Here is a 25,273-nt window from a genome sequence, read left to right on the forward strand (position 1 = left end):
CAGCTTGCTCCGCGCATCACTCTGTGGAGGACAGAAAATGGCAAATGTCGCAAGCGTCGACGGCACCAAAGCCGGACCGATGACAGGCGAGGAGAAGAAGGTTATCTTCGCCTCGTCGCTCGGTACCGTCTTTGAATGGTACGACTTCTATCTTTACGGTTCGCTCGCCACCTATATTGGCGCGACCTACTTCACCCAGTATCCGGAAGCGACGCGAAACATCTTTACGCTTCTGGCCTTTGCCGCCGGCTTCCTGGTGCGCCCATTCGGCGCGCTCGTCTTCGGTCGCCTCGGCGATTTGGTCGGCCGCAAGTACACCTTCCTGGTAACGATCCTCATCATGGGTCTTTCGACGTTCCTCGTCGGTATTCTTCCCGGTGCGGCATCGATCGGCATCGCAGCCCCCATCATCCTGATCGGCCTTCGCCTCCTGCAGGGTCTTGCGCTCGGCGGTGAGTATGGCGGTGCGGCAACCTATGTGGCCGAACACGCGCCAAACGGACGACGCGGCTACTTCACCTCATGGATCCAGACCACGGCAACGCTCGGCCTTTTCCTGTCGCTGATCGTCATCGTGAGCGTTCAGTTCCTGATGGGCAAGGAAGCTTTTGCTGCATGGGGCTGGCGCATTCCGTTCCTGCTGTCGGTCGTGCTTCTCGGCGTCTCCGTGTGGATCCGCCTGAAGATGAACGAATCGCCCGCATTCCAGAAGATGAAGGCGGAAGGCAAGGGCTCGAAGGCGCCGCTGACCGAGGCCTTCGGTCAATGGAAAAATGCCAAGATCGCGCTGATCGCGCTTCTCGGCGCAACGATGGGTCAGGCAGTCGTCTGGTACGGCGGTCAGTTCTACGCGCTGTTCTTCCTGCAGAACGTGCTCAAGGTCGACCTGCAATCGGCAAACATCATGGTCGCCATTGCCCTTATCCTCGCAACGCCCTTCTTCGTCGTTTTCGGCGGCCTCTCCGACAAGATCGGCCGCAAGCCGATCATCATGGCCGGCCTGCTGATCGCAGCGGTCACCTATAACCCGCTGTTCAAGGCCATGACCTGGACCGCCAACCCGGCACTTGCGCAAGCCCAGGCCTCTGTCCGTGCAACCGTGACAGCCGACCCGGCTGACTGCAAATTCCAGTTCAACCCGACGGGAACGTCGAAGTTCACCAGTTCCTGCGACGTGGCGACGGCCTTCCTGACCAAGAACTCGGTGCCCTACGATGTCGTCCCCGGCCCAGTTGGCCAACCGGCAACCGTCAAGATCGGCGATGAAACCATCGCCAGCTTCGATGCCATTGCGGCCGGCGACAAGGCAAAAGGCCTGACTTCGGCTTTCGAAAAGAGCGTCAATATCGCCCTGCATGATGGCGGCTATCCGCTGAACCGTGGGGCCGCCAAGGTTCCGGATGCCAAGCTGGACACCTTCATTGCCGCCAATCCCGAGCTCGCGCTGAACGCAGATGCGATCCGCGCCGGCACCAAGGAAACCGTGCCCGCCGACAAACTCGTGGCCGGAAAGCTCCTGACAGCGGATGAAGCGAATGGCGTCACCGACATGGCGGTCTATAGCATTGCTGGCGGTGGCACCTTCGCCATGACGGCAGACCCTGCCCGCGTCAACTGGATCGGCACGATCGCTGTCCTGTTCGTGCTGGTTCTCTATGTGACTATGGTCTACGGCCCGATCGCAGCCCTGCTGGTCGAACTCTTCCCGACCCGCATCCGCTATACCGGCATGTCGCTGCCCTATCATATCGGGAACGGCTGGTTCGGCGGCCTGCTACCGGCAACGGCCTTCGCAATGAGCGCCGCCACTGGCGATATCTACTTCGGCCTCTGGTATCCGATCATCTTCGCGGCGATCACGCTGGTCATCGGCTTGATCTTCCTGCCGGAAACGAAGGATCGCGACATCAACGTCATGGACTAGAGGAACTTTATATCCAAACAGTCGCCCGGCGCCCAAAGCGCCGGGTTTTTCGTTGTGGGCCTTACAGAAGATGACTCAGCCGCGGCGTTGGCCAGCCGCCATCGCGACCGATCGAGAAAACGAGACCGAAGCGCGCAAAAAGGATCGAGGTAGCAAAAGCAAACCAGGCGCCCAAAGCAAGGCCGGCCACCACATCGCTTGGGTAGTGCACGCCGATGATGATGCGCGTGGCGCCGAGCCAGAGACCTATAGCGATGAAGCCGAGGCGAAAACGCGGGAAGAGAAGCGCGAGCGCCACGAACAACGCGCCGATGTTGGCCGAATGCCCCGACGGGAAACTCTGGTGCAGAAAATCCATGTTGAAGGGCGCGAAGCTGAGGATGCCCTCCTGATCATAAATCAGTGGTCGTGCCCGACCGATTGCGAACTTCAGGATGTTGGCAACGATGCTGGTGAGCAGCACGGTCAGCGCGACATAGGCCGTCATCTGAGCAAAATAGACAATGCGAAACCGACTGCGGACTTTCCAGAGGCGGCGACGAACGAGATAACCGGTGGCGAAGATCGTACAGAGGCCGGCAAGGATCCAGGCAAGCCTGCCGATATCCGTAACATCGCCAGCGATCGAGATCAGTGGCGGCGCCAGGTCCTTGGCCGCCAGGCCGAGCGGGCGATCGAAGACGAAGAAGGCGATGGCAATCGCATTGACCGCGGAAAATGCAAACCATTTCCAGGGCACCCGCCGATGGATCGTGCGCCGCGCCGCATAGCGAGTCCGCAGGTAACTCCAGGAACTGGGCTTACGATCGACTGTCTCGCTCATTCCACTCCGCTCTTTCATCAATGCAGAACGGAGATAGGCGCAGCATCCGCCGCCTTCAAGCAAAGGCCCTCCGCATCTGGTGATGTGGAGGGCCAAAACCGTGTTTCACGTGAAATATCAGGCAGAAAGCGCCTTGAACTCGGCGAGGATCGCCTCGCCCATCTCGATGGTTCCGACCTTCTTGGCACCTTCGGCCATGATGTCGCCGGTGCGGATGCCCTTGTCGAGCACGTTGGCGATCGCCTTTTCGAGGTTGTCGGCTTCCTTCACGAGGTTAAAGGAATAGCGCAGGCACATGGCAAAGGAAGCGATCATCGCGATCGGATTGGCAATGCCCTGGCCGGCGATGTCAGGAGCCGAACCATGTACCGGCTCGTAGAGCGCCTTGCGCTTGCCGGTCTTGGCATCCGGAGCGCCCAGCGAAGCCGATGGCAGCATGCCGAGCGAGCCCGTCAGCATGGCCGCAACGTCGGACAGCATGTCGCCGAACAGGTTGTCGGTAACGATCACGTCGAACTGCTTCGGCGCGCGCACCAGCTGCATGCCACCGGCATCCGCCAGCATGTGCTCGAGCTTGACGTCGGAATACTTGTCCTTGTGCGTTGCGGTGACCACCTGGTTCCACAATACGCCCGACTTCATGACGTTGCGCTTTTCCATCGAGCAGACGCGGTTCTGACGCGTGCGGGCCATTTCGAAGGCCACGGCAGAGATGCGCTCGATTTCGTATGTATCGTAGACCTGCGTGTCGATCGCGCGCTTCTGGCCATTGCCGAGATCGGTGATGGTCTTCGGTTCGCCGAAATAGACGCCGCCGGTCAGCTCGCGGATAATCAGGATATCGAGGCCTTCGACCAGCTCCGGCTTCAGCGACGAGGCGTTTGCCAGCGCCGGGTAGCAGATGGCCGGACGCAGGTTGGCGAACAGCTCCAGATCCTTGCGCAGGCGCAGCAGGCCGGCTTCGGGGCGCACTTCATAGGGAACGTCGTCCCACTTCGGACCTCCGACAGCACCGAAGAGAACCGCATCGGCAGCCAGCGCCTTCTGCATGTCGCCTTCGGAGATCGCGGCACCATGCGCGTCGTAGGCGCTGCCACCGACCAAGCCTTCGTCTGTCACGAAGCCGGCGGACATTTCCTCGTTCATGTAGGCAATGATCTTGCGGACCTCGCCCATCGCCTCTGGGCCGATGCCGTCGCCCGGCAGCAGGAAAAGATTGCGCGCTGTCATGAAACCCTCCGCGGAAAAACAAGTTGCGGCTTCTTAGACCTGCGAAAACGGCATTTCAAGCGAGTGTGAGGCCGATTCGGTACGGTTGCGGAATTACTGCTCGATCGCTCGTTGACCGATTGGCGCAAGCGGGTCCACAAGAAGGGCCTCTATCGCCAAGTTCATCGGGTACTATCATGCCTTCCGCACCGCTCCATCTAGACACCCCACTTTTCCGCACCTCCGCCGATTACAGCGCGAGCAACAAGCCGCTCTGGCTGAAGCTCGACGCGCTGCAGCCTTCCGGCAGCTTCAAGCTCCGAGGCGTTGGCAGGCTTTGCCAGCATGAAATCGAAAACGGTGCACGGGAAATCTTCTGCGCCTCAGGCGGGAATGCAGGGATCGCCGCCGCCTATGCCGGACGATCGCTCGGCATTCCGGTCACGATCGTCGTGCCGGAGACGACGTCCGCAGAAGTGCGCCGATCGATCGAGGCAACAGGTGCTGCGGTGATCGTCCACGGGACGGTGTTCGATGAAGCCAACGCCTTTGCGATCGAACAGGCGAATGCCAGGAAGGCTGCCTATGTGCATCCGTTCGATCATCCGCTTCTGTGGGAGGGACACGGCACGTTGATCGACGAGGTCGTTGCAAAAGGTGCCGACTTCGATTGTGTCATCGCAAGCGTCGGCGGTGGCGGGTTGCTTGCCGGCATCGTTGCCGGTCTCAAGCGAAACGGTCTGTCTGATGTTCCGGTCATTGCCGTCGAAACGGAGGGAGCTGCTTCGCTTCATGCGAGCCTTGCTGCAGGAGAGCGCATCACCTTGCCGGGGATCACCTCCATCGCCAGCTCGCTCGGAGCGCGCCAGGTGGCCAGTCACGTCTTCGATCTGCCGAAACACCACCCGATCGAAAGCGTCACGGTCACCGATGCGCAGGCGGTCGCCGCCTGCCTGAAGTTTGCCGATGCCTATCGTATTCTGGTCGAGCCTGCCTGCGGTGCTGCGCTCGCGGTCGCTGATGTCCATGCCGATAGTCTCGCCCGCTTCAAAAAACCGCTGATCGAAGTTTGCGGCGGCATCGGCGTCTCGCTGGAGAAACTGAAGACCTGGAAAGAACGGCTTCTGTAAGTCGAGCAAAGAAAAAGCCGGGCGAAAGCCCGGCTTTGACCATACAATCTTCTAAGCTTACGCAGCCCAGGGATGGGATCCGGCGTTTTTCGCTTCGAAATTGTCGATCGCCTTGCCCTTTTCGAGCGTCAGACCGATATCGTCGAGGCCGTTCAGCAGGCAGTGGCGCTTGAACTCGTCAAGATCGAACTTGATCAAGCCGCCGTCCGGACCTGTGATCTCGAGGTTTTCCAGATCGATCGTCAGGATCGCGTTGGAGCCGCGCGAGGCGTCGTCCATCAGCTTTTCGAGGTTTTCCTGGCTAACCATGATCGGCAGAATGCCGTTCTTGAAACAGTTGTTGTAGAAGATGTCGGCGAAGCTGGTCGAGATGACGCAACGGATGCCGAAGTCGAGGAGCGCCCACGGCGCGTGCTCGCGCGAGGAGCCGCAACCGAAGTTGTCGCCGGCAACGAGGATCTTAGCATTCTGATAGGCCGGCTTGTTCAGCACGAAATCCTCGTTCAGGGAGCCGTCTTCATTGTAGCGAGCTTCCGCGAAAAGACCCTTGCCAAGACCCGTGCGCTTGATCGTCTTCAGGTAGTCCTTCGGAATGATCATGTCGGTATCGATGTTGACAACCGGCAGAGGGGCAGCGACGCCCGTCAGCTTTACGAATTTGTCCATGGCCTGGCTCCAATATCAGCAGACGTAGTTTTGTTGATCAGCGTTTAGTCCAGATTGCCGCCGAAATGAAGGAAAATTTATATCGTGGGACCGGCTGCGCGCGGATTCGACGCGCAGCCCGCCCTGACCGCAGTGAGATCAGCTTGCCTTGGCTGGCTCATTCATTGCCCAGAGCACGCCGAACGGATCACGCAGCTGGCCATACCGATCGCCCCAGAACATCATCTGAACGGGCATGATCACCTCTAGACCCGCCTGAACCGCGCGCTCCCACCAGAAATCGATATCGTCGATAACAAGCTGGAGACTGAAGCCCTGGTGCTTCTGAAACGGATGACCGTGTTCGGGATAGGCATCGGACAACATCAGCGAGCTTCCGTTGATGTAGAGGTGCACATGCATCGTCCGACCGTTTTCATCCGGAGGGACGACAAAGGCTTGCGCCGCGCCGAAAGCACGCTTGTAGAATTCCGCGGCCTTCAACGCACCATCGACCGTAATATACGGCAGCAAGCCATTCTTGACCGGCGGCATTTGCATCGTGCCGGTTTCCATTGCGGTATCCATACTGTCCTCCATCGTTTGATTTGGTTCGGGCGGAAAGCCCAGACCTCTCAAGGACGCAGGAAGATCAGTCGGGCCGACAGTGATCTCGAAATTTTCCGGAACTGACGCGAAAGTCAGAGGTCGATGATCGTACCGCGACCGTCATTCCAGATGCGCATGTTCTCGCCGGAATGCGACCTTGCCTTCGCTGTGGCGCGGACCGGAGCCGGTTTCATCTTCAGCGAAAGCGCGCGGCCAACCATGAGGACCGTCAGAATACCTCCGACTGCGAGCGTCACGGAAAAAGTGACGAACGCCAGTGCAACGAAGGCGGTGATGCCAGCGAGCAGGAGGAAGACGGAACGAATGTTTTGCATGGTTTTAGACCTTTCTTCGGAAAGGAATGTGGTTCTTCATTTCTTTCTCTGCAAGATGAGCATGGCTTTTTGTTGTCTTGCCACCTGTCACAAAGCTTGGCACACATTTGTGATGACCCGCAATTTTCCGACTCGCTCCCTGAATCTCCGCCGGTCCGTTCTGAGCGTTCCGGCCATCAATGCGCGCGCACTGGAAAAGACCCATGCGCTCGATTGCGATGCCGTGATCTTCGATCTTGAGGACTCGGTGGCGCCGGAGCGAAAGGGGGAGGCCCGCGACAATCTGAAGGCCTTTTTTTCAGGGGCTCCCCTTCTGAACAAGGAGCGGATCATCCGCATTAATGCGCTTGATTCCACATTCGGCATTTCGGACATGGAATTGGTCTTGGCGGTGGAGCCGGATGCCGTGCTCTTGCCGAAAGTGAACGAACCTCAGGATGTGATGGCCGTCAGCGATCGGCTCGCCGATGCCGATGCGCCGGATAGCCTCCGTATCTGGGCAATGATCGAGACGCCACGCGGCATTCTGAACGCGGCGGCGATTGCCGAAGCCGGGCGAACACCGGGCTCGAGGCTCGATTGTTTCGTCGTTGGTCTCAACGACCTGCGCAAGGAAACAGGCGTTCTGCCGCAACCCGGCCGCACCTATCTCGTGCCCTGGCTGATGCAGGTGGTGCTCGCGGTGCGCGCCTACGGCCTCGACGCGATCGACAGCGTCTTCAACGATTTCAAGGATGCCGATGCCTTCGATGCGGAATGCGCGCATGCCCGCGCCATGGGTTTCGACGGCAAGATGCTGATCCACCCCGCTCAGATCGAAGCCGCTAACCTGCATTTCGGCCCCGATGAGGCGGCAATTGCCGAGGCGGAGGCGATCATCGCCGCCTTTGCCGACCCCACTGCAGATGGACTGAATGTCATCAATGCCAATGGTCGGATGATCGAGCGGCTACACCTTGTTCAGGCGGAAAGTCTGGTTCATAAAGCTCGCCTGATTGCAGAACGCCAAACGGCGAAGTGAAAGACGACTTTAGATGAAGCTTTATCGCCTTCTGACCGGCCAGGATGATGCCGTTTTCTGTCACCGCGTGACCGACGCCCTCAACAAGGGCTGGTCGCTGAACGGTTCGCCATCGATGACCTTCAATACCCAGACCGGCCAGGTGATGTGCGCTCAGGCGATCGTCAAGGACGTCGAAGGTAAGGACTACCACCCGGACATGAAGCTGTCCGAACAGTAAGCGAAAGCTTATCGTTCGGCCGCCTCTTCGGCGCTCGCCTCGATCCGTTCCATGTCGTCGTCGCTGAGACCGAAATGGTGGCCGATCTCGTGGATGAGGACATGGGTGATGATATCGCCAAGCGTCTCGTCGTTCTCGGCCCAGTAGTCGAGGATCGGCCGCCGGTAGAGGCGGATACGGTTCGGCAATTCGCCGGTTTCCATCGTGAACCGCTCCGAAATCCCTCGGCCTTCAAAGAGGCCGAGAAGGTCGAACGGCGTTTCCAGCGCCATGTCCTCGAACACGTCGTCGTCAGGGAAATCCTCGATCTCGATTGTCAGATTGGTAGTCAGTGAGCGGAACTCTTCCGGCAGATGGCTATAAGCTTCCATCGCCAGGGACTCGAAAGTGCTGATCGTCGGAGCGTGGCGATCCTGCCAATTATCGCTCTGGTCTATGCGGGCCATAAAAATTCCCTTCCTTTGCGGCCCATATAGAACCTTTGCGTACGATTTTCGAGAGCGGAATCAAAGGCAGGAATAAATTCACATCAAATGGCTGTTGACTCTTCCGATCGCCTCTGGAATCCATAAGAACATAACAGGAACACAAGAGACTTGGAGAACGTCATGGCACAGTCGGCCGTGACGCGCGAGCGGCTTTTTGCGCTCCGCGAAACCATTGCAAAACTTGAAGGAAAGCCCGCGCCGGCCTTGGCTGCAGCGCAAGGCGAAGCCCTGGCCGAGAAGGACCTCTCCACCCAGAATGACAGTGGGCTGCGTCTTCCACTTGGCATCCCCGCGCTCGACGAGGCCGTTGACGGCGGCCTGCCGCTCGACGGGATCACCGAGGTCCGTTCAGAGCTTTTGCGCGAAGCCGGCGCCGGCAGTGGCTTCGTGCTGGCGCTTGCCGCCATGCTGCAGCGTCAAGCGGGAGAGAGCCCCAGTGCTCAGCTACCGATCCTCTGGATCGCAGATATGGTTTCCACGATCGAAGCAGGCGTCCCCTACGCCGTCGGCTTGCGCGATTTCGGTCTGAAACCGGACCAGTTCTTCTATGCCAGCCCACGCAAGCTTGAAGATGCCCTTTGGCTTGCCGAAGCGGCAGTCGAAAGCGGCGTCTTTCCGGCGACAATTCTGGAGGTTCGCGGCAATCCGAAACCCTTCGGCCTGACGGAAAGCCGTCGTTTGAGCTTGCGGGCGAAAGCATCGAAACGCCCGCTTTTCCTGTTGCGGCAGGCTGGAGAGGAAGAGGCCAGCAGCGCTTGCTTCCGCTTCCTTATGGCACCCGCGCCGGCACAGGCGCGCCCCTTGCCGGATGGCACGATGCTGGGCGGCAGCATCGGCAATCCGGTTTTTCATCTGACCCTGGAGAAGAGCCGCAACCCGGCCCCCCTCTCCTTCCTACTGGAGTGGAACCCTCATGACCGCCGTTTTTTCGCCGTCTCACAATCAGTCGAGCCTCGCCTTCCAGACGAACGCGCAGCGCATTCTGGCACTCCACTTTCCGCATCTTCCAACCGACCGGATATCAAGAAAGAAATGGGGGCTCTCCTGGCGTTCGCGCGGACGTCCTGAGGCCGCACCGATCGTCTGTTCCAGCCGTCTCAACAATACCATGCGGCTGACAGCGCTCGACGAGGCAGCCGAAACCCTCAATCTCCGAAAGCACATGGGCGTCGCCGAAGCCCGCGCCATCTACCCCACGCTCGATGTGATCGAGGACGACCCAGCCGCCAACCGGCGCTTCCTGGAAGCGATCGCCGATTGGTGCGATCGCTATACCCCGCTTGTCGCTCTCGACGGTATGGGTGGCCTGTTCCTCGACATAACCGGCTGCACCCATCTGTTCGGCGGCGAGGCCTCCCTTCTCAAGGATATTCTCAAAAGGCTTTTCCAGATGGGAATTGACGCGCGCGGCGCGATCTCTTCTTCGCCCGGATTGTCCTGGGCTATCAGCCGTTTCGGCCAAGGCGGCATCATCGAGCATGGAGATGCAGAACAGGCGCTGGCTCCCCTGCCTGTCGCGGCCTTGCGCCTCGAGGAAGAAACCATAGGCGGCCTGAACAAGATGGGTCTCAAATATGTCGGCGATCTGCTGACCGCGCCGCGCGCCCCGCTCACCCGCCGATTTGGAGGAGCGGTGCTCTTGAGGCTCGATCAGGCGCTTGGAACAGATGAAGAGCCGGTCTCTCCGCGCCTGCCCGTCGCAAGCCTCTCGGTCGAACGTCGCCTGATTGAACCGATCGGAGCCGAAGACGATATCCTTGCGCTCACCGATCAGATTGCCGTTTCCCTGAAGCCCTCGCTCGAAGCGCGTGGTGTCGGCGGCCGCATCTTCGAACTGGTGCTGTTCCGTGTCGACGGCAAGGTATTTCGGATTTCTGCCGGGACAGCGCAGCCCTTGCGGGAGCCCAAGCGCATCGCCGCTCTCTTTGCTGAACGCCTGCAGGCAATTCACGACGATTTCGATGCCGGTTACGGATTCGAAATCCTTCGCCTCAACGTGCTCCTGCACGAAGATTTCGTGACCTCACAGGGTGATTTCGAACAGCACCAGCAGAAGGACGCCTCTCTTGCTGTTTTCTTGGATCGGGTTTCCGCCCGCCTTGGAGAAGACTGCCTGCAAACCTTCCAATTGCGGGAAAGCCATATACCGGAAAGAGCCTATACGACAGTCCCCGCAATCGATCACCTGTCTGCCCCGAAAACCCGGGAAGGACATCAGCCGCCAGCCAGGAGCGAACGGCCCATTCGGCTATTGCGGAAAGCGGAACTGATGGACGCCTTTGCCATCGAAATCCCGGATGGCGCACCCGCGAGCTTTCACTGGCGGCGCATGCAGCATCGTGTCCTGAAGAGCGAGGGACCGGAGCGGCTGGCGATGGAATGGTGGTTCGATGGCTTGGATGGAAAGGAAACTGCGGATCGAGACTACTTCCGGATCGAAGACGATAAGGGACGGCGCTTCTGGATCTATCGCCAAGGCCATTATGAGCGTGACACAGCGCAGAACTGGTTCATGCATGGGGTCATTGCCTGATGTCTGCCTTCTTCGAAATCGGCGCCAAGACCAATTTTTCCTTTCTGGAGGGCGCCTCCAAGCCTGAGGAGATGGTCGTTAAGGCTGCCGTTCTGAAGCTTGGAGGCCTTGGCATTGCCGACCGCAACTCAGTTGCGGGCGTCGTCCGAGCGCATGCCCAAGCAGAGGCGATCCGGAAGAAGTTCGAACGAAAGAAAGCCGGGCTTCTGGAGGAACGCGAGAAGAAGGACATCATTCCCGATCCGATCCGTTTCCAGCCGGGAGCCCGCCTTGTCTTTGCGGATGGAACGCCTGACATTCTTGCCTACCCGCGAGATCGTCAAGGCTGGGCGCATCTTTGCCGGCTGCTGAGTGCTGGAAACCTGCGAGCCGAGAAGGGTAAGTGCATTCTGTCGGAAACGGATTTGATGGAATGGGGCAACGGCATGATGCTCGCGATCATTCCGCACCCATCCATTGCCGATAATGACAATCACACCGCGTTCGAAACCTGTCTGGAGCGGCTCAGCAAACGCTTTTGGAAAAACATCCACATGGCGCTCGCCCCCGCCTATGACGGCCGCGATAAGCGTATGTTTGCGACCATCTCCATGCTGGCGGACCGCAACCGCATCCCGCTGATCGCCACCAACCAGCCGCTCTACCACGATACGGCCCGCCGCCCTCTCGCCGATATCGTGACATCGATCCGGGAACACATTCCCATTCCCGAGGCTGGCTTTCTCCTGGCTCCGAATGCCGAACGCTATCTCAAGAGCGGCAGCGAAATTCATCGTCTCTTCAGAGACTATCCGCATGCCGTCACGAACACAGCGAAGTTTTTTGGCAGCCTTTCCTTTTCGCTCGACGAACTGGAACACAATTACCCCTCCGAGAATGACGAGGGGGAAACGCCCTATGAAACACTGGAACGTCTGACCAGATCGGGGGCCGAAAAGCGCTTCCCAAACGGCGTGCCTGAAAAAGTTCAGAAGAACATTAAGTACGAGTTGAGCCTCGTTCGTCAGAAGCAATATGAATCATACTTCCTGACGGTCCATCGGATCATCCAATATGCCCGGCATGAGAAGAAAATCCTCTGCCAGGGGCGCGGCTCCGCTGCAAACTCGGTCATTTGCTATTGCCTCGAGATAACCGAGGTCAATCCGGAGAAGAGCACCCTGCTCTTCGACCGCTTCCTCTCGATGGACCGGGACGAGCCGCCGGATATTGATGTCGATTTCGAGCACGAGAGGCGCGAAGAAGTCATCCAGCACATCTACCAAAAGTATGGCAAGGAACATGCCGGCCTGACGGCAGGGGTAACGACCTACCGCACCCGATCGGCAGGTCGTGAGGTCTCGAAGGCCTTTGGTCTTTCCGAGGACATCCAGTCCGCCATCGGCAGCCTGGTCTGGGGCTGGTCGGAAGAGAAGTTGTCCGAGCGGGAAGCAAAAGCGGCCGGGCTCGAAACTTCCGATCCCGTGACCCAAAACGTGCTGAAATATGCATCCGAACTTCTCGGCTTTCCCAGGCACCTCACCCAGCATGTCGGGGGCTTCGTCATCACTAAGGACAGGCTGGATGAAGTCGTTCCGATCATGAAGACGGCAATGCCCGGACGCTACATGGTCGAATGGGACAAGGATGATCTCGACAATCTGAAAATCCTCAAGGTCGACATTCTGGCACTTGGAATGCTGACCGCATTGAAGCGGGCATTCGATCTGCTTCTCCTGCATTACGACGTCAAGAAGACACTCGCCGATCTCGGCAACGCCACTCATGAGGACGAAGAACCGGTCTATGCGATGATGTGCCGGGCCGACACGCTTGGTGTCTTCCAGATCGAGAGCCGGGCGCAGATGAGCATGCTGCCGCGGCTCAAACCGAAGGAATTCTACGATCTCGTCATCGAGGTCGCTATCGTCAGGCCCGGCCCTATCCAGGGGGACATGGTCCATCCCTATCTGAAGCGCCGGGAACAACAAGCACGCGGCATCCCGATAACGTATCCGAATCCCGAGCTTGAAAAAGTTCTGGAGAGAACGCTTGGCGTACCGCTGTTTCAGGAACAGGCCATGCAGATTGCCATCACGGCGGCAGGTTTTGAGCCTGCTGAAGCGGATCAGTTGAGGCGCGCCATGGCAACCTTCAAACGAACAGGCACGATCGGCGATTTCGAAAAGCGGTTCATTAGTGGCATGGTTGCAAAAGAATACCCCCGCGATTTTGCGCAGCAATGCTTCAACCAGATCAAGGGCTTTGGCGAATACGGTTTCCCGGAAAGCCACGCGGCCTCGTTCGCGCTGCTGGTCTACGCCTCGTCCTGGGTGAAGGCCTACTATCCCGATGTCTTCTGTGCCGCGATGCTGAATTCGCAGCCGATGGGTTTCTATGCCCCCGCGCAGCTTGTCAGGGATGCCCGGGAGCATGGCGTTGAGATCAGGCCCGTCGATATCAATGAATCGAACTGGGACTGCTTGCTTGAGGAGACCGAATTCGACAAGCGTGCAGTCGATTTCCGACATGCCAGCATGCGGGATGTCATCAAGACAAAGCGAGCCGTTCGGCTTGGCTTCAGGCAGATAAAGGGCCTTTCGGAAACGAGCATGGAACAGCTCGTTGCCAACCGAGGCGGGGGCTACTCTTCCATCCGCGATCTCTGGCTGCGCTCCGGCCTGCAGAAGGCCGATATAGAACGCCTCGCTGATGCGGATGCCTTTCACTCCATAAGACTATCGCGGCGAGATGCACTCTGGGCCGTGCGAGCCCTTGACGTGAAGAGCGCCGCCGAAAAGCTCCCTCTGTTTGACCAGGTAAACCACATCGACCTGCAGGTCGAGCCGGAGACAAGGCTGCCGGAAATGCTGCCTGGCGAACAGGTCATCGAGGATTACCGCTACCTCTCGCTCTCCCTGAAAGCTCATCCGATCTCTTTCCTGCGCGAAGAATTTCACAAGGCGGGCGTAATGAGGAGCGTCGACCTTCTGACTGTTCCGAACGGACGAAAAGTAACGATCGCCGGTCTCGTTTTGGTGCGGCAGCGCCCAGGCTCGGCCAAGGGCGTTATCTTCATGACCCTGGAAGACGAGACAGGCGTTGCCAATGCCATTGTCTGGACGAAGGTCTTCGAGAAGTACCGCCCGATCGTCATGGGAGCCCGGCTTGTGAAGATATATGGCAGGCTTCAGAGCCAGAGCGGCGTGATCCATACCGTCGTCGACCATATCGAGGACATGACGCCCGCACTTGGTATCCTGCAGAAGGAAGCCCGGCGGTTCGGCATTAGCGACCGTTCCGATGAAGCGCTCAATCCGACAGCGGATCCCCGTCAACGAAAAGTAGCCAATGCGCTGGAGAAGGCCGCCATGGAAAGGAAGATAACGGCTGGCAGCAAAACTGAAGCCCGCGAGACCGCCGGCGTCATGCCAAGGGGCCGAAACTTCCATTGAGAGAAGCCCTGTTGGAATTGATGGCGGTGCGGGTGCCAGTCGTTTCGACACTCATCCGAGATGCGACCAAAGGCGCAGGCGCAGATTCTATTTTTTCTTGACAACCGGCGTCTTCTTTAGCAGAAAAGACGATAGGAATGTCATGTTTGGAATGACGACGTGCTTGTCTGCAGCTGCAATTACATAACTGACCACGAAATCCGGGAAGTCATCAACGAGCTTCTCGAGCAGGACTGTTGGCAGTTGATTGTTCCTGCAAAAGTCTATCACGCGATGGAAAAACGGGGCCGTTGTTGCGGTTGTTTCCCGAACGTAGTCGACATCATAATCCAAACGACAGAGGAATATCACGCCCGTCACCACTCGACGGAAGCCGAAATATTTGATTTCATGTCCCGCCTCAGAAACTTCCATGAGGAAAACAGGAGAGCGGACATTGAAAGGCGACAAAAAAGTCATCGAGCGGCTTAACGAGGCCCTCTTTCTTGAACTGGGTGCTGTCAATCAGTACTGGGTTCATTATCGACTCCTTGAAGATTGGGGCTACACCAAGCTCGCCAAGAAGGAGCGCGCCGAATCCATCGAAGAAATGCACCATGCGGACCGTCTGGTCGCGCGCATCATCTTCCTGGAAGGCCATCCCAACCTCCAGACACTCGCACCGCTTCGCATCGGCCAGAACGTCAAGGAAGTTCTGGAAGCCGACCTTGCCGGCGAATACGACGCCCGTAGCGCGTACAAAAAGTCGCGCGATATCTGTCATGAGGCTGGCGACTACGTTTCCATGAAGCTCTTCGAAGAGCTTCTCGCGGACGAGGAAGGCCATATCGACTTCCTCGAAACGCAGCTCGAACTTCTCAACAAGATCGGCGAAGCCAAGTACGGACAGCTGAACGCAGATTCCGCCAACGAGGCGGAATGACCGGAGATAGAGCCGGCCGCCTTGCGGCCGGCTTTCTCATTCCGACGGCGCCAAATTCGCCAGGTGGCGAAACTCGTTCACAACCTGGTCATACACCGCGCGCTTGAACGGCACGATGAGACCAGGCAGGCTTTCCATCGGCTTCCACTGCCACTCATCGAATTCCGCGGAATGTCCTCCCGGTGGCGGATTGATTGCAATCTCGCTTTCGTCTCCCTCGAAACGAAAGGCAAACCAGCGCTGGGTCTGGCCGCGGAACTTGCCCTTCAGTCCGATGCCGATCAGCTGAGGCGGCAAATCATAATTGATCCAGTCGCGCGCCTCAGCCAGCAGCGTGACCGTCTTCATCCCGGTCTCTTCGTAAAGCTCCCGATACGCCGCCTCCAGCGGATCCTCGTCATGATCGATACCGCCTTGCGGCATCTGCCACAGTTGCGGTGAACCGTCATACTCCGAGTTCTCCTCCGCGATACGTCGGCCGGCCCAGACAAAGCCGGCGCGGTTAAACACCATCACGCCTACGCAGGGGCGGTAAGGAAGGTCTTCTGCTTTGATCTTCTGCTTGTTCATTGGCCCCACACTCATGGCTTCTTCGGGTCGTTTGCCAGCGCCGCGATGCCGACGATCTCTATGCCGCGCATCGCTGCCTCTTCCGTCCATTTCGAGATCGCTTCAATACTCTCGTCAAACGCAGATGCGACGCCGATCGCCTGTCCATTGCGTTTCGCAATACGCTCGAGTTCGTCGAGTTTCTGTGTGATCGCATTCACGTCAAGCTGAGCGTCGAGCTGAATGTCCGCGAATGAGTATGGCAGTTCCGTTCCCTTGGCGATCACGGCCGTCTTTGACTGTGCCGAGCTTCCGTCATCGAGGAAAAGAAGGCCCCGCTTGCTAATGTCACGAAGCACCGGCTCCATGGCATTGGGATCGGCGAGAAAGCGCGCACCCTGGTAGTTCATGATCCCGGTATAGTTCGTGATCTCGCCCATCGCACGATGAAGACTTTCCAGATTCTTTGCAGCGGACTTCGACGTCAGCAACGTATCCGGCCCCGGGTCGTTCGCCGGGTAATCATATGGCTCGAACGGCACCTGCAGCAGAATTTCGTGCCCGCCCCGGCGTGCTTCCTGCATCCAGCGCTGAAGACTGTTGCCGCTCGTCGCGAAGGCGAAGGTAATGTCTTCCGGCAGCTTCTGGATCGCGCGCTGGGTGCCGGTCTGGCTGAGCCCCAAACCACTGACGACAATGGCGACACGCGTTCCGTGTGTTCCCGACCATGGTCTTGCATACTGGTCCATTGGACGGCGTCCATCCGGACCAATGATCGGTAGGCGCCCGTCCGGCGTATCCTCAAGCAACGCATCATTGGGCAGCGCCGCCATGCGCGGATCCTGCCCCACCTGCATCGCATCAATCAGAACCGGGCCACTGTCGCCGCGCGAGCGCGGGCTGTATTTGGTCACAACGGATCCATCTCCAGAGACCATTTGCTCGACATTTGCGCCGGACCGGGGGGCGGAACGCGGCATGCCTTCCGGAGCCTCCGTAGGAGCCGGTGGAACCTGAACAGTATCGGTCGGTGGTGCCGCGGCTGTCTGCCCTGCGGCTGGGTTGGTGCGTTTCAGATCGTCGCCATAAAACGCCGTATAGACCGAGAAGCCCCCGATCGCGACCAGGCAGACGCCGGCCAGCATGCGCCCCAAACGCAAAATGCCCGGACGCTTCCGGCGGACTTTGCGATCTTGCCCCAAGGGCGCATGTAAATCGGTACCCATCTCGGCGCCTCTGGATCAAGACAGAAAAAAGGCGTCAGCCGGAAAGCTCCGGCATGACGCCCTTATTCGTCGTTACTTAGCGCTCACGGCTTTATCAGGGTTCGGCGGGAAAGACGGATCGGTCTTCTTGCCGCGCAGAAGATCAAGCGCGTAGTTCAACTGCACGTCGTCCTTCGGATCCGGCGGAACATAGGCAGCAGAGCCGGAACCTTCATCCGTCTCACTCTGCCCCTTGATGTGACCACGCAGGCTGGATTCGCCCTCGGTGACCATCTTGCCCTTCAGATCATCCGGCAGCGGCTCGTCGACCTTGACGTCAGGCGTGATGCCCGTACCCTGGATCGAACGGCCCGATGGCGTGTAGTAGAGCGCCGTGGTCAGGCGCAGCGCGCCATTTTCGCCAAGCGGAATGATAGTCTGCACCGACCCCTTGCCGAACGAGCGGGTACCGAGGATCGTTGCACGACGGAGGTCCTGAAGTGCACCGGCAACAATTTCCGAAGCCGAGGCGGAGCCACCGTTGATCAGAACGATAACCGGCTTCCCGTCCGTCAGATCGCCCGGGCCGGCATTGAACCGACGGGTCTCATCCGGATTGCGGCCACGGGTCGAAACGACTTCGCCGCGTTGCAGAAGAGCGTCCGAAACCTGGATCGCCTGGTCGAGCAGGCCACCCGGATTGAGACGAAGGTCAAGAACGTAACCCTTCAGCTTGTCGGCGGGAACGGTGCTCTTGATCTTCTCGATCGCCTTTTCGAGATCCGGATAGGTCTTCTCGGTGAACGAGATGATACGCAGGTAGCCGACGTTATCCTCGACGCGCGACTTCACGGCCTGAACAGCCACGACATCGCGAACGATCGTCAGTTCGATCGGCTTGTCCGCGCCCTTGCGGATCAGCGTCAGCTTGATCGGCGTGTTCACCGGACCACGCATCTTTTCGACGGCGTCCTCAAGCTTCAAACCACGAACGGACTGACCGTCGATTTCGGAGATGTAGTCGCCAGCCATCACCCCGGCCTTGGCTGCCGGCGTGTCGTCGATCGGCGTGATGACCTTGACCAGCTCGTCTTCCACGGTGACTTCGATGCCGAGACCGCCAAACTCGCCCTTGGTCTGCGTCTGCATGTCAGCCGCATCCTTGGAATTCATATAGCTGGAATGCGGATCGAGAGACGACAGCATACCGTTGATGGCATTTTCGATAAGCTTGTCTTCCGACGGCGGCGTCACGTATTGCGCGCGAACTCGCTCGAAAACATCACCGAAAACCGACAACTCCTTGTAGGTGGACGCCCCCGCCGCTTCAGCAGGCACGCCCGCGGAGTAAATGACGCTCATAGCCGTCGCACCCATCAATGCGCCAACCAGAACAAGAGAAGCCCTACGAATCATTGCGTGCCTTTCCAGTATCTTTGGCGGTCCACCACGGTCGGGAATCGACCGGCTTTCCGTCTTTTCGAAATTCAATGTAAAGCGTTGGCCGGCTGGTTTCCAGCGCCAATGCGGTCGCACTTGCCACTCTTTTTGCGCCCATTGTCGCAAGCGGCTCACCAGCAAAAACGAACTTGCCCTGGCGCGTGCTGATCGATTCCATCCCTGACAGAACGAGGTGATATCCGTCACCTGCATCGAGAATGATCATCTGCCCGTAGCTGCGGAATGCGCCGGCATAAACCACCAACCCGTCGGCGGGTGCGGTGACCACCGTCTCCGGATTGGTCGCAAGCGTCATTCCCATGGCCTCGTGCCCGGTTCCATCGGCATCGCCGAACTGACGGAGTATATCTCCCGCCACGGGAAGTTCGAGTTTAGCCTTCAAATCTCCGAACGCATATGCGGGCGCAATGCGGTTTTTATCAGGCACTCCGCTTTCCGCCAGCGCCTTGGCCTGGGCCCGCTGCTCGTCGGTCAGAAGCTTGCGATTTTCCTCGGCCTGGCGCGCCGCCGCGGCGGCTTCGCGTACCGAAGAGATCTGGCTTTCCATGGAGGCAACAAGGCTTTCCAGGCTCGTCGCCTTACTGGCAAGCTCCTCCGAGCGCTTCCGTTCCGCCTCGAGTTCGGCGGCATTGCTGCGGCTGAGCTTTTCGTTTTCGGCCAGCAGAAGATCCATGCGTCGCTCTTCCTCGACGCTGTTGGTCATCGTCGAGGTCAGGCTTGCCTTCTCGGCCGCGCTCGCCGTCTGCAAGGCCGACAGGCTCGCGAGATCCGCGGCAAGCTTATCTGTCTCCTTGCGGATGCCCGGCACGACGGCACCGAGCAGAATGGCGCTTCGGACTGAAGCAAGCGCATCGTCGGGGGTGACCAGCAGGGCCGGCGGCGGGTTTCTGCCCATCCGCTGCAGGGCGGCGAGAACCTCGGCGAGAAGACCGCGGCGCTCGTGAAGCGAGTGGCGCACCCCGTCTTCCTTGACGCCGAGATCGGCGAGCTTTTTTTCGCTTTCGAGGATCTGCTTCTCAAGCGATTTCCGGCGCGCAGCTGAATCGATCAGAGCCTGACGAACGCTGCTGGCACTCTTGTCGAGATCGGCAATGCTCTTCTGCAGTTGCTCGACCTTGTCGGACGACAGATTGATCGTCTTCGACAAGGCTTCGAGCTCTGTCCGCGTCTCGTCACGCTTCTTTGCCAGTTCGGCAGCGGCATCAGGCGGCGGCGCTTCAGAAAGCGGTACCGAGGAAGGGGCTGAAGCCTGAGGTGGAGACGGCGGAGCCTGCTGTCCCAAAGCCGCGTCGCTGACAAGCAGGCACGAAAACACGAGCAAGGCCGCGCCAAAGCCAGCCGTCACGGACGGCAAGACCAAGTAATTCCGCCTGGACGCACTTTTGGGCATGCTCTCGGAAAATTCCTCTTAAATCGCGCGGAGACTAAGCTGATTTGGCGCGCGTTTCCAGAAACATTGAACGAGCGCAGCCGGTCGGACAACACAAACCTGCGTGAGCGGAATGCGGTGGTCAGACCCGGTGATAGGGATGCCCTGAAAGAATGGTGACGGCGCGATAGAGCTGTTCGGCGATCAGTGTCCGCACCAGCTGGTGCGGCCAAGTCATCTTGCCGAGGCATAATACGGCGTCGGCGCGATCATAGAGCGACGGATCGAGGCCATCAGCGCCACCGATCGCGATCGTCAGGTCACGTTTGCCCTGATCACGATAGGTCCCGAGCAGATTCGCGAACCCCTCGCTATCCAGCGCCTTTCCTCGTTCATCGAGAAGAACAAGCACGCTGCCGTCCGCGAGCGACTTCTGAAGCAGCTGAGCCTCGTCACGTTTCCGTGTGTCCGCGTTCGAAGCACGGCTTTCGGCGACCTCCGCGACGCGCAAGAACTCGAGACCGACCGCGGGGCCGGCCTTGGCAAAGCGATCAAAATATCTGGACGCAAGATCCTTCTCCGGGCCGGACTTCAGTCGGCCCACGGCAAAGAGACCAATCCGCATGGCATCCCCTCCTGCACTGGCACCACAGGGCTGTCACGACATCGTCGCTCCAGCCCAATGGCGGCCGTCTATCAGGCCTTGGATGCCTCGTCCAGATAGGCTGTCAGTGCAGCGTTTCCTCGTCGATCTCCGGCGCTGCCCACATCTTTTCGATGTTGTAGAACTCGCGGATCTCAGGACGGAAAACATGCACGATGATATCGCCGGTATCGATCAGAATCCAATCTCCGCCATCCTGACCTTCGACGCGGGCCGTACCGAAGCCCTCGTCTTTCAGGTCTGTGAGGAGGTGATCCGAGATCGCCAGGACATGCCTGCTCGAGCGACCGGAGACGACGACCATGTAGTCTCCCAGTGCTGACTTGCCGGCGATGTCGATAGTGGCAATATCTTCAGCCTTCGAGTCCTCAAGGCTAGTGAGGACGGCTTGCAGGGCGCGGGCGGCGGCATCGGCGCTACGTTCCGGGCTCTTCGGGACAACGGCGTGCGTTTTTCCCTTGGCGTGTACTGTTGTCAGTGCTTTCCCTTTCTCGGAATGACAAAACATGCACATCACTGATTTGGCGAACCAAATCATGATTAAGATAGGCACCAAATTGTATATGTTTCAAGACGCACACGATCACAAAGCGTGAACGTCGAAATTGGCGCGGGAGCACGATCTTGTCGGGCGATATGCTGGCGCTGGTGTACAGTCCAGATCGCTCCACGTAAAGTGGCGAAGCATTCAAACGCAAAGACGACGATGAAAGCAAACGACGACGCGCTTACGCCCATCCTTCGCATCAGCTTTCCGCACGAGGATCGCCTTGGTCGCGGGAAGATGGAGCTTCTGGAACACATCAGGGAAACAGGCTCGATTTCCGCCGCCGGCCGCGCCATGGACATGTCCTATCGTCGCGCCTGGCTGCTTGTCAGCGACATGAACAGAATGTTCAAGGAACCCGTCGTTGAATCGCAGCGCGGCGGCCAGAAAGGCGGCGGCGCCTCGCTGACTGCGTTCGGGGACGAACTCCTGTCACGCTTTCGGCAGATGGAGCAGACCATGCGCTCGATGCTGGCGGACGACCTTGCCTGGCTGGACGCCAATCGCGCTCCGACAGCAGAAACCGCGAGCGGGTCAAACCTCGAGCGCGACAGTCTTGATGATGGCAAAAACCGGCGCTCCCGCTCTCAAGCCTAAACGCTCTGCGGAAAAGCTGGTTATTCTCGAGAGGACTTCATCGCCAAGGCAGTCGATCGTAACGTCTACGGTCGCGTCATCGGCCGGGTTGATGGTCCGAACGACCCCCTGCAGCACATTGAGCGCGCTCAACCCCTCTGGCTGCACGGTGGCAATCATCACGTCGCGTGCAGGTATCCGCACCCGAATGGATTTGCCGGGTTGCAGCAGGCCGGGCACATGCAGCTTGGAACCTTTGAGGGCAATCGTCGCCAAGCGATGTTCGCTGTCGACGCTATCAACGGTCCCATGCAGCAGCGCCCCCAGTTCGTGCCGATCAAGCGATGCAGACGGCTGCATGAGGACCCTCTCGGCCGAACCGACCGCCGTTATGGCGCCGTCCTGCATGACAACCACCTGATTGGCGAGGCGCGCAACTTCGGCGACTGAGTGGCTGACATAGACGATCGGAATGTCCATTTCGTCGCGCAGGCGCTCTAGGTAGGGCATGATTTCCGTCTTGCGGGCCTCGTCGAGAGCAGCGAGCGGCTCGTCCATCAAAAGCAGGCGAGGAGATGAGAGCAGGGCACGACCAATCGCCACGCGCTGCCTTTCGCCGCCCGACAGATTTCCAGGGCTTCTGGCAAGAAGATGATCAATCCCGAGGAGCTCGGATATCCTTTCCAGCTGGACGGAGCGCTCGCCTGCAGGTGCAAACCACCGGCCATAGAAGAGATTCTGCCGCACGCTCAGATGCGGAAACAGTCTCGCTTCCTGGAAGACGTAGCCGAAACGTCGCCGGTGCTTGGGCACGAAAACCCGCTTGCTGGTATCCGTCAGAACATCGCCATCGAGCTCCACACGGCCCTTCTCAGGCCGGGTCAGCCCGGCGATGATCCGGATCATCGACGTCTTGCCTGAGCCGGAACGCCCGAAAAGCGCGGTGATGCCGCGCTCCGAGGAGAAGCTGGCATCCAGCTCAAACCCTCCCAAACGATGCTTCGCTTCGACGATGAGCGTCATTCCGGATCGACCCTCCGACCCACAATGCGAGAAAGAAACTCAGACGCCAACAGAGCAGCCATTGAGAGGATGACCGCAATGATCGTCAGACGCAGCGCACCGGCGTCGCCGCCCGGCACCTGCGTGAAGGAATAGATTGCGGCTGACAGGGTCTGCGTTTCGCCTGGAATATTGGAAACGAACGTGATCGTTGCACCGAACTCTCCCATGGCCTTGGCAAACGCCAGGATCATCCCCGCGATGATCCCCGGCAACGTCAGCGGCAGGGTGATGGTGAGGAAGACCCACAGCGGGCTGGCCCCGAGTGTCCCGGCTGCTTCTTCCAGCTTCTTATCGACCGCCTCGATGGAAAGCCGGATGCTCCTCACCATCAGCGGAAACGCCATGACAGCACAGGCGAGTGCAGCCCCCGTCCAGCGAAACGAAAACACGATTCCGAAGTGCTGATCGAGAAAGCTGCCAATCGGACCGCGGCGACCGAAGAGAACAAGCAGAATGAACCCGGTCACGACAGGCGGCAGAATCAACGGCAAATGAACGATGCCATTCAGGATCGATTTCCCCCAGAAGCGGCCACGCGCCAGCACCAGCGCCACGGCGATGCCGAACGGCAGACTGGCAAGCATGGCGACGACCGACACCTGCAGACTGAGCAGGATCGCCGTCCACTCATCGTCACTGAGACCAAAGGCGTGCAATCGATATCTCCAAAATCAAAAGGCCCACATAAGTGGGCCTCCTGTCGAGGTCAGGTTTGAAAATGACCAATCATTTCAGGATGGTAAAGCCCTGATCCGTGAAGAAATGCGCAGCCTTGTCAGATTTCAGGAAGTCCAGATAGGCAGCAGCATCGGCATTCTTGCTTTCAGCGAGAATGGCAACCGGATAGATGATCGGCGGGTGCGAATCCGCGGGGAAAGTGCCGGCAACTGCAACACCCGGATCGGCAGAAACGTCGGTCTGGTAGACGATCCCGTACGGAGCCTCGCCGCGCGAGACGAGCGCCAGCGCAGCGCGCACGCTTTCTGCACCGGCAACCTTGCTTTCAACCGACGACCAAACGCCGAGCTTCTCCAGCGCCGTCTTGCCATACTTGCCTGCCGGCACGGACTTCACTTCGCCCATCGCCAACTTGCCATCGCCAAGTAGGGTCGCGAGATCGAAGCCCTGCTTGATGTCGACGGGCTTGGCGTTGTCCTTGGCCGTGACCAGCACGATGCTGTTGCCAAGCAGGTTTGCACGCGTATCCGACTTGACCAGGTTCTTCTTGGCGACATAGTCCATCCAGTCGAGATCCGCCGAGATGAAGATATCGGCAGGCGCACCGCCTTCGATCTGCTTCGCCAGCGCCGAGCTGGCAGCGTAGGAAGCCACGGTTTCCTTACCGCTTTCCTTTGCCCATTCGGCGTTGGCTGCATCCAGGGCATTCTTCAGGCTGGCCGCCGCGAAGATCGTGACTTTCGCGGCAGCCATGGCAGCCGGTGCATATGCGCCGAGCCACGCGGACGAAACGGCAACGACGGCAAACTTAACCCATTGACGACGGCTAAACATCAGAAATTGCTCCCCAAGCTTCGAAATATCTGAAGAGATATAACGACGTCAGGCATTTGGCTAGCGCTGTATTCTGAAAAACATAACAGCTCTCAACAAGCGCCGTTTTGCGTTCGAGAAGCGCGCGGGTTTGCCCCGAATTAGAGAGAAGGAAGAACTGCAGCAGTTGCTGCTGCTGAATAAATCAGCACATTTAATCAGCACTCTACGCAGACATGCAGAAAGTGCATTGCTGCGATGCAACATTCTCTATTTCGCTGAACGTCACCGTTTGCTAAAACACAATCATCGAACGGCGATCTCCTCCTCCCATAGCCGTTCGATATGGATCGGCAGCACTCCTCCTCCCAGTTGTCGATCAAGTTTAGAAGCCCGACGGATCCTCCCCCGTCGGGCTTTTTACTTTAGGACCGTTGGCGGCTGAGAACGACGTCATTCCCATTCGCACGGATTTCCGTAGAGCTGAGGCCAGAGCGCGGACCATGGATGAAGGTCCAGGCCGGTGCCTGCCGCTTCCAAAGTGCGCGTGAATCGTCCTCGTCGATGCGCGCGAAATCAAATGTCCGCGCCATCTTCGATGACAGGAAGGACAACGTCGACCCTGGCCGGTCGATGACCGCGATCGGGAATGTGTTGACGATATCCTGCCAGCGCTGCCAATGATGGAAGGTCTTCAGGCTGTCCGCCCCCATGATCCAAATGAAATGGACATGCGGATTGCGCGCCTTGACGCGGGCCAAGGTGTTTGCCGTGAAGCTCGTCGCAAAATCCCGCTCGAACGCGGTGATCTTGATCGAGGGGTAGGGGGCAAGACGCTCGCTCAGCGCGATGCGCTCTGCGAGCGGCAACAGATTTCGCCGATCCTTGAGCGGGTTGCCCGGCGTAACGATCCACCACAACTGATCAAGACCGAGCCGCTTGATCGCAATTTCGGCAACCAGCGCATGCCCGGCATGCGGCGGATTGAACGAGCCGCCGAAAAGACCGACGACCATCCCGCGCTCCGTATGCGGCATGCGAAGATAATGTCGG

The 25,273-nt window shown here is 58.9% G+C and carries 25 protein-coding genes and 1 pseudogene; 10 read left to right on the forward strand and 16 right to left on the reverse strand.

Annotation, left to right across the window (positions count from 1 at the left end; all coding sequences use genetic code 11):
- Window positions 1-37 precede the first annotated feature (37 nt).
- A complete protein-coding gene (locus ASE04_RS01525; RefSeq protein ID WP_056810831.1) occupies window positions 38-1,924 on the forward strand; it encodes an MFS transporter in 1,887 nt (628 codons plus the stop codon).
- Window positions 1,925-1,985: 61 nt separating this feature from the next.
- On the opposite strand, the gene ASE04_RS01530 is transcribed toward ASE04_RS01525, so the two are convergent.
- Entirely contained in the window at window positions 1,986-2,747 is a 762-nt protein-coding gene (locus tag ASE04_RS01530) for a phosphatase PAP2 family protein (RefSeq protein WP_056810834.1), read from the reverse strand.
- 117 nt (window positions 2,748-2,864) lie between these two features.
- Window positions 2,865-3,977, reverse strand: coding sequence for a 3-isopropylmalate dehydrogenase (gene leuB / locus ASE04_RS01535; protein WP_056810838.1), 1,113 nt, complete (start codon window positions 3,975-3,977; stop codon window positions 2,865-2,867).
- 176 nt (window positions 3,978-4,153) lie between these two features.
- Between leuB and ASE04_RS01540 the strand changes: the two genes are divergently transcribed.
- Window positions 4,154-5,086, forward strand: coding sequence for a pyridoxal-phosphate dependent enzyme (locus tag ASE04_RS01540; protein WP_056810841.1), 933 nt, complete (start codon window positions 4,154-4,156; stop codon window positions 5,084-5,086).
- A 57-nt stretch (window positions 5,087-5,143) separates the two neighbouring features.
- Here ASE04_RS01540 and leuD read toward each other — a convergent pair whose 3' ends face one another.
- The 3 genes from leuD to ASE04_RS01555 all read right to left on the reverse strand — a co-directional run bounded on the left by leuD (window position 5,144) and on the right by ASE04_RS01555 (window position 6,675).
- Window positions 5,144-5,752, reverse strand: a complete 609-nt coding sequence (gene leuD, locus ASE04_RS01545) for a 3-isopropylmalate dehydratase small subunit (protein ID WP_056810843.1) — start codon at window positions 5,750-5,752, stop codon at window positions 5,144-5,146.
- A gap of 138 nt (window positions 5,753-5,890) precedes the next feature.
- Window positions 5,891-6,319 (reverse strand): VOC family protein, encoded by a 429-nt coding sequence (locus tag ASE04_RS01550; protein WP_056810845.1) that lies wholly within the window; start codon window positions 6,317-6,319, stop codon window positions 5,891-5,893.
- Between the two features lie 113 nt (window positions 6,320-6,432).
- On the reverse strand, window positions 6,433-6,675 hold the full coding sequence (locus ASE04_RS01555) for a hypothetical protein (protein ID WP_056810850.1): 243 nt from the start codon (window positions 6,673-6,675) through the stop codon (window positions 6,433-6,435).
- A gap of 112 nt (window positions 6,676-6,787) precedes the next feature.
- Between ASE04_RS01555 and ASE04_RS01560 the strand changes: the two genes are divergently transcribed.
- Both ASE04_RS01560 and ASE04_RS01565 read left to right on the forward strand, forming a co-directional pair.
- The gene (locus tag ASE04_RS01560; protein WP_056810853.1) at window positions 6,788-7,696 is read left to right on the forward strand and encodes an HpcH/HpaI aldolase/citrate lyase family protein; all 909 of its coding nucleotides are present in this window, start codon (window positions 6,788-6,790) and stop codon (window positions 7,694-7,696) included.
- A gap of 13 nt (window positions 7,697-7,709) precedes the next feature.
- Window positions 7,710-7,916 (forward strand): DUF1737 domain-containing protein, encoded by a 207-nt coding sequence (locus tag ASE04_RS01565; protein ID WP_056810857.1) that lies wholly within the window; start codon window positions 7,710-7,712, stop codon window positions 7,914-7,916.
- An 8-nt stretch (window positions 7,917-7,924) separates the two neighbouring features.
- Here ASE04_RS01565 and ASE04_RS01570 read toward each other — a convergent pair whose 3' ends face one another.
- Window positions 7,925-8,362 carry a metallopeptidase family protein gene (locus ASE04_RS01570; RefSeq protein ID WP_016556767.1) on the reverse strand — a complete coding sequence of 146 codons (438 nt, stop codon included), beginning with the start codon at window positions 8,360-8,362 and terminating at the stop codon, window positions 7,925-7,927.
- Window positions 8,363-8,524: 162 nt separating this feature from the next.
- Between ASE04_RS01570 and ASE04_RS31390 the strand changes: the two genes are divergently transcribed.
- From ASE04_RS31390 to bfr, 5 genes and pseudogenes are all read left to right on the forward strand, one after another.
- The gene (locus ASE04_RS31390) at window positions 8,525-9,472 is read left to right on the forward strand and encodes an ImuA family protein (RefSeq protein WP_056810860.1); all 948 of its coding nucleotides are present in this window, start codon (window positions 8,525-8,527) and stop codon (window positions 9,470-9,472) included.
- Between the two features lie 10 nt (window positions 9,473-9,482).
- Window positions 9,483-10,937 carry a Y-family DNA polymerase gene (locus tag ASE04_RS01580; RefSeq protein ID WP_274533858.1) on the forward strand — a complete coding sequence of 485 codons (1,455 nt, stop codon included), beginning with the start codon at window positions 9,483-9,485 and terminating at the stop codon, window positions 10,935-10,937.
- The gene (locus ASE04_RS01585; RefSeq protein ID WP_056810868.1) at window positions 10,937-14,371 is read left to right on the forward strand and encodes an error-prone DNA polymerase; all 3,435 of its coding nucleotides are present in this window, start codon (window positions 10,937-10,939) and stop codon (window positions 14,369-14,371) included. The genes ASE04_RS01580 and ASE04_RS01585 overlap by 1 nt, the downstream gene beginning before the upstream one ends.
- A gap of 97 nt (window positions 14,372-14,468) precedes the next feature.
- Window positions 14,469-14,842 (forward strand): annotated as a pseudogene (locus ASE04_RS29780) ((2Fe-2S)-binding protein).
- Complete coding sequence (bfr, locus tag ASE04_RS01595) at window positions 14,808-15,293, forward strand: bacterioferritin (protein ID WP_056810872.1); 486 nt, start codon at window positions 14,808-14,810, stop codon at window positions 15,291-15,293. Before ASE04_RS29780 ends, bfr begins: the two are co-directional and overlap by 35 nt.
- A gap of 36 nt (window positions 15,294-15,329) precedes the next feature.
- Here bfr and ASE04_RS01600 read toward each other — a convergent pair whose 3' ends face one another.
- The 6 genes from ASE04_RS01600 to rsfS form a co-directional block, all read right to left on the reverse strand.
- On the reverse strand, window positions 15,330-15,863 hold the full coding sequence (locus tag ASE04_RS01600) for an RNA pyrophosphohydrolase (RefSeq protein ID WP_056810875.1): 534 nt from the start codon (window positions 15,861-15,863) through the stop codon (window positions 15,330-15,332).
- Between the two features lie 11 nt (window positions 15,864-15,874).
- Window positions 15,875-17,068: a divergent polysaccharide deacetylase family protein gene (locus tag ASE04_RS01605; protein ID WP_056810878.1), complete on the reverse strand. Its 1,194-nt coding sequence runs from the start codon at window positions 17,066-17,068 to the stop codon at window positions 15,875-15,877.
- 72 nt (window positions 17,069-17,140) lie between these two features.
- Window positions 17,141-18,463, reverse strand: coding sequence for a S41 family peptidase (locus tag ASE04_RS01610; RefSeq protein ID WP_056810881.1), 1,323 nt, complete (start codon window positions 18,461-18,463; stop codon window positions 17,141-17,143).
- Complete coding sequence (locus tag ASE04_RS01615; RefSeq protein WP_056810884.1) at window positions 18,453-19,898, reverse strand: murein hydrolase activator EnvC family protein; 1,446 nt, start codon at window positions 19,896-19,898, stop codon at window positions 18,453-18,455. The genes ASE04_RS01610 and ASE04_RS01615 overlap by 11 nt, the downstream gene beginning before the upstream one ends.
- A 121-nt stretch (window positions 19,899-20,019) precedes the next feature.
- Window positions 20,020-20,502, reverse strand: a complete 483-nt coding sequence (gene rlmH, locus ASE04_RS01620; RefSeq protein WP_056810887.1) for a 23S rRNA (pseudouridine(1915)-N(3))-methyltransferase RlmH — start codon at window positions 20,500-20,502, stop codon at window positions 20,020-20,022.
- A 103-nt stretch (window positions 20,503-20,605) separates the two neighbouring features.
- On the reverse strand, window positions 20,606-21,049 hold the full coding sequence (rsfS, locus tag ASE04_RS01625) for a ribosome silencing factor (protein WP_056810889.1): 444 nt from the start codon (window positions 21,047-21,049) through the stop codon (window positions 20,606-20,608).
- Between the two features lie 198 nt (window positions 21,050-21,247).
- Here rsfS and ASE04_RS01630 point away from each other — a divergent pair, with 198 nt between their 5' ends.
- Window positions 21,248-21,685: a winged helix-turn-helix domain-containing protein gene (locus ASE04_RS01630; RefSeq protein ID WP_082597223.1), complete on the forward strand. Its 438-nt coding sequence runs from the start codon at window positions 21,248-21,250 to the stop codon at window positions 21,683-21,685.
- Here the strand turns inward: ASE04_RS01630 and modC are convergent.
- From modC to ASE04_RS01650, 4 genes are all read right to left on the reverse strand, one after another.
- On the reverse strand, window positions 21,623-22,687 hold the full coding sequence (gene modC / locus ASE04_RS01635) for a molybdenum ABC transporter ATP-binding protein (protein WP_056810892.1): 1,065 nt from the start codon (window positions 22,685-22,687) through the stop codon (window positions 21,623-21,625). The two genes, ASE04_RS01630 and modC, sit on opposite strands and share 63 nt — an antisense overlap.
- The gene (gene modB, locus ASE04_RS01640) at window positions 22,684-23,385 is read right to left on the reverse strand and encodes a molybdate ABC transporter permease subunit (protein WP_056810895.1); all 702 of its coding nucleotides are present in this window, start codon (window positions 23,383-23,385) and stop codon (window positions 22,684-22,686) included. The genes modC and modB overlap by 4 nt, the downstream gene beginning before the upstream one ends.
- 70 nt (window positions 23,386-23,455) lie before the next feature.
- Window positions 23,456-24,241 (reverse strand): molybdate ABC transporter substrate-binding protein, encoded by a 786-nt coding sequence (modA, locus tag ASE04_RS01645; RefSeq protein ID WP_056810898.1) that lies wholly within the window; start codon window positions 24,239-24,241, stop codon window positions 23,456-23,458.
- Between the two features lie 404 nt (window positions 24,242-24,645).
- Window positions 24,646-25,257: a nicotinate-nucleotide adenylyltransferase gene (locus ASE04_RS01650; protein WP_244490311.1), complete on the reverse strand. Its 612-nt coding sequence runs from the start codon at window positions 25,255-25,257 to the stop codon at window positions 24,646-24,648.
- Window positions 25,258-25,273: the final 16 nt, after the last annotated feature.

This window comes from Rhizobium sp. Root708 (assembly GCF_001429725.1).
Lineage (GTDB): Bacteria > Pseudomonadota > Alphaproteobacteria > Rhizobiales > Rhizobiaceae > Rhizobium.

Excerpts from the sequence above, each read along its gene's own strand:
- ASE04_RS01615 (WP_056810884.1), bottom strand. The coding sequence starts at position 19,898 with ATGCCCAAAAGTGCGTCCAGGCGGAATTACTTGGTCTTGCCGTCCGTG.
- leuD (WP_056810843.1), bottom strand. The coding sequence starts at position 5,752 with ATGGACAAATTCGTAAAGCTGACGGGCGTCGCTGCCCCTCTGCCGGTT.
- ASE04_RS01525 (WP_056810831.1), top strand. The coding sequence starts at position 38 with ATGGCAAATGTCGCAAGCGTCGACGGCACCAAAGCCGGACCGATGACA.
- ASE04_RS01565 (WP_056810857.1), top strand. The coding sequence starts at position 7,710 with ATGAAGCTTTATCGCCTTCTGACCGGCCAGGATGATGCCGTTTTCTGT.
- ASE04_RS01630 (WP_082597223.1), top strand. The coding sequence starts at position 21,248 with ATGAAAGCAAACGACGACGCGCTTACGCCCATCCTTCGCATCAGCTTT.
- modA (WP_056810898.1), bottom strand. The coding sequence starts at position 24,241 with ATGTTTAGCCGTCGTCAATGGGTTAAGTTTGCCGTCGTTGCCGTTTCG.
- rlmH (WP_056810887.1), bottom strand. The coding sequence starts at position 20,502 with ATGCGGATTGGTCTCTTTGCCGTGGGCCGACTGAAGTCCGGCCCGGAG.
- ASE04_RS01600 (WP_056810875.1), bottom strand. The coding sequence starts at position 15,863 with ATGAACAAGCAGAAGATCAAAGCAGAAGACCTTCCTTACCGCCCCTGC.
- modC (WP_056810892.1), bottom strand. The coding sequence starts at position 22,687 with ATGACGCTCATCGTCGAAGCGAAGCATCGTTTGGGAGGGTTTGAGCTG.
- ASE04_RS01560 (WP_056810853.1), top strand. The coding sequence starts at position 6,788 with ATGACCCGCAATTTTCCGACTCGCTCCCTGAATCTCCGCCGGTCCGTT.
- ASE04_RS01650 (WP_244490311.1), bottom strand. The coding sequence starts at position 25,257 with ATGCCGCATACGGAGCGCGGGATGGTCGTCGGTCTTTTCGGCGGCTCG.
- ASE04_RS01550 (WP_056810845.1), bottom strand. The coding sequence starts at position 6,319 with ATGGATACCGCAATGGAAACCGGCACGATGCAAATGCCGCCGGTCAAG.
- ASE04_RS01540 (WP_056810841.1), top strand. The coding sequence starts at position 4,154 with ATGCCTTCCGCACCGCTCCATCTAGACACCCCACTTTTCCGCACCTCC.
- ASE04_RS01610 (WP_056810881.1), bottom strand. The coding sequence starts at position 18,463 with ATGATTCGTAGGGCTTCTCTTGTTCTGGTTGGCGCATTGATGGGTGCG.
- rsfS (WP_056810889.1), bottom strand. The coding sequence starts at position 21,049 with ATGTTTTGTCATTCCGAGAAAGGGAAAGCACTGACAACAGTACACGCC.
- ASE04_RS01555 (WP_056810850.1), bottom strand. The coding sequence starts at position 6,675 with ATGCAAAACATTCGTTCCGTCTTCCTCCTGCTCGCTGGCATCACCGCC.
- ASE04_RS01585 (WP_056810868.1), top strand. The coding sequence starts at position 10,937 with ATGTCTGCCTTCTTCGAAATCGGCGCCAAGACCAATTTTTCCTTTCTG.
- ASE04_RS01605 (WP_056810878.1), bottom strand. The coding sequence starts at position 17,068 with ATGGGTACCGATTTACATGCGCCCTTGGGGCAAGATCGCAAAGTCCGC.
- leuB (WP_056810838.1), bottom strand. The coding sequence starts at position 3,977 with ATGACAGCGCGCAATCTTTTCCTGCTGCCGGGCGACGGCATCGGCCCA.
- ASE04_RS31390 (WP_056810860.1), top strand. The coding sequence starts at position 8,525 with ATGGCACAGTCGGCCGTGACGCGCGAGCGGCTTTTTGCGCTCCGCGAA.
- ASE04_RS01530 (WP_056810834.1), bottom strand. The coding sequence starts at position 2,747 with ATGAGCGAGACAGTCGATCGTAAGCCCAGTTCCTGGAGTTACCTGCGG.
- ASE04_RS01570 (WP_016556767.1), bottom strand. The coding sequence starts at position 8,362 with ATGGCCCGCATAGACCAGAGCGATAATTGGCAGGATCGCCACGCTCCG.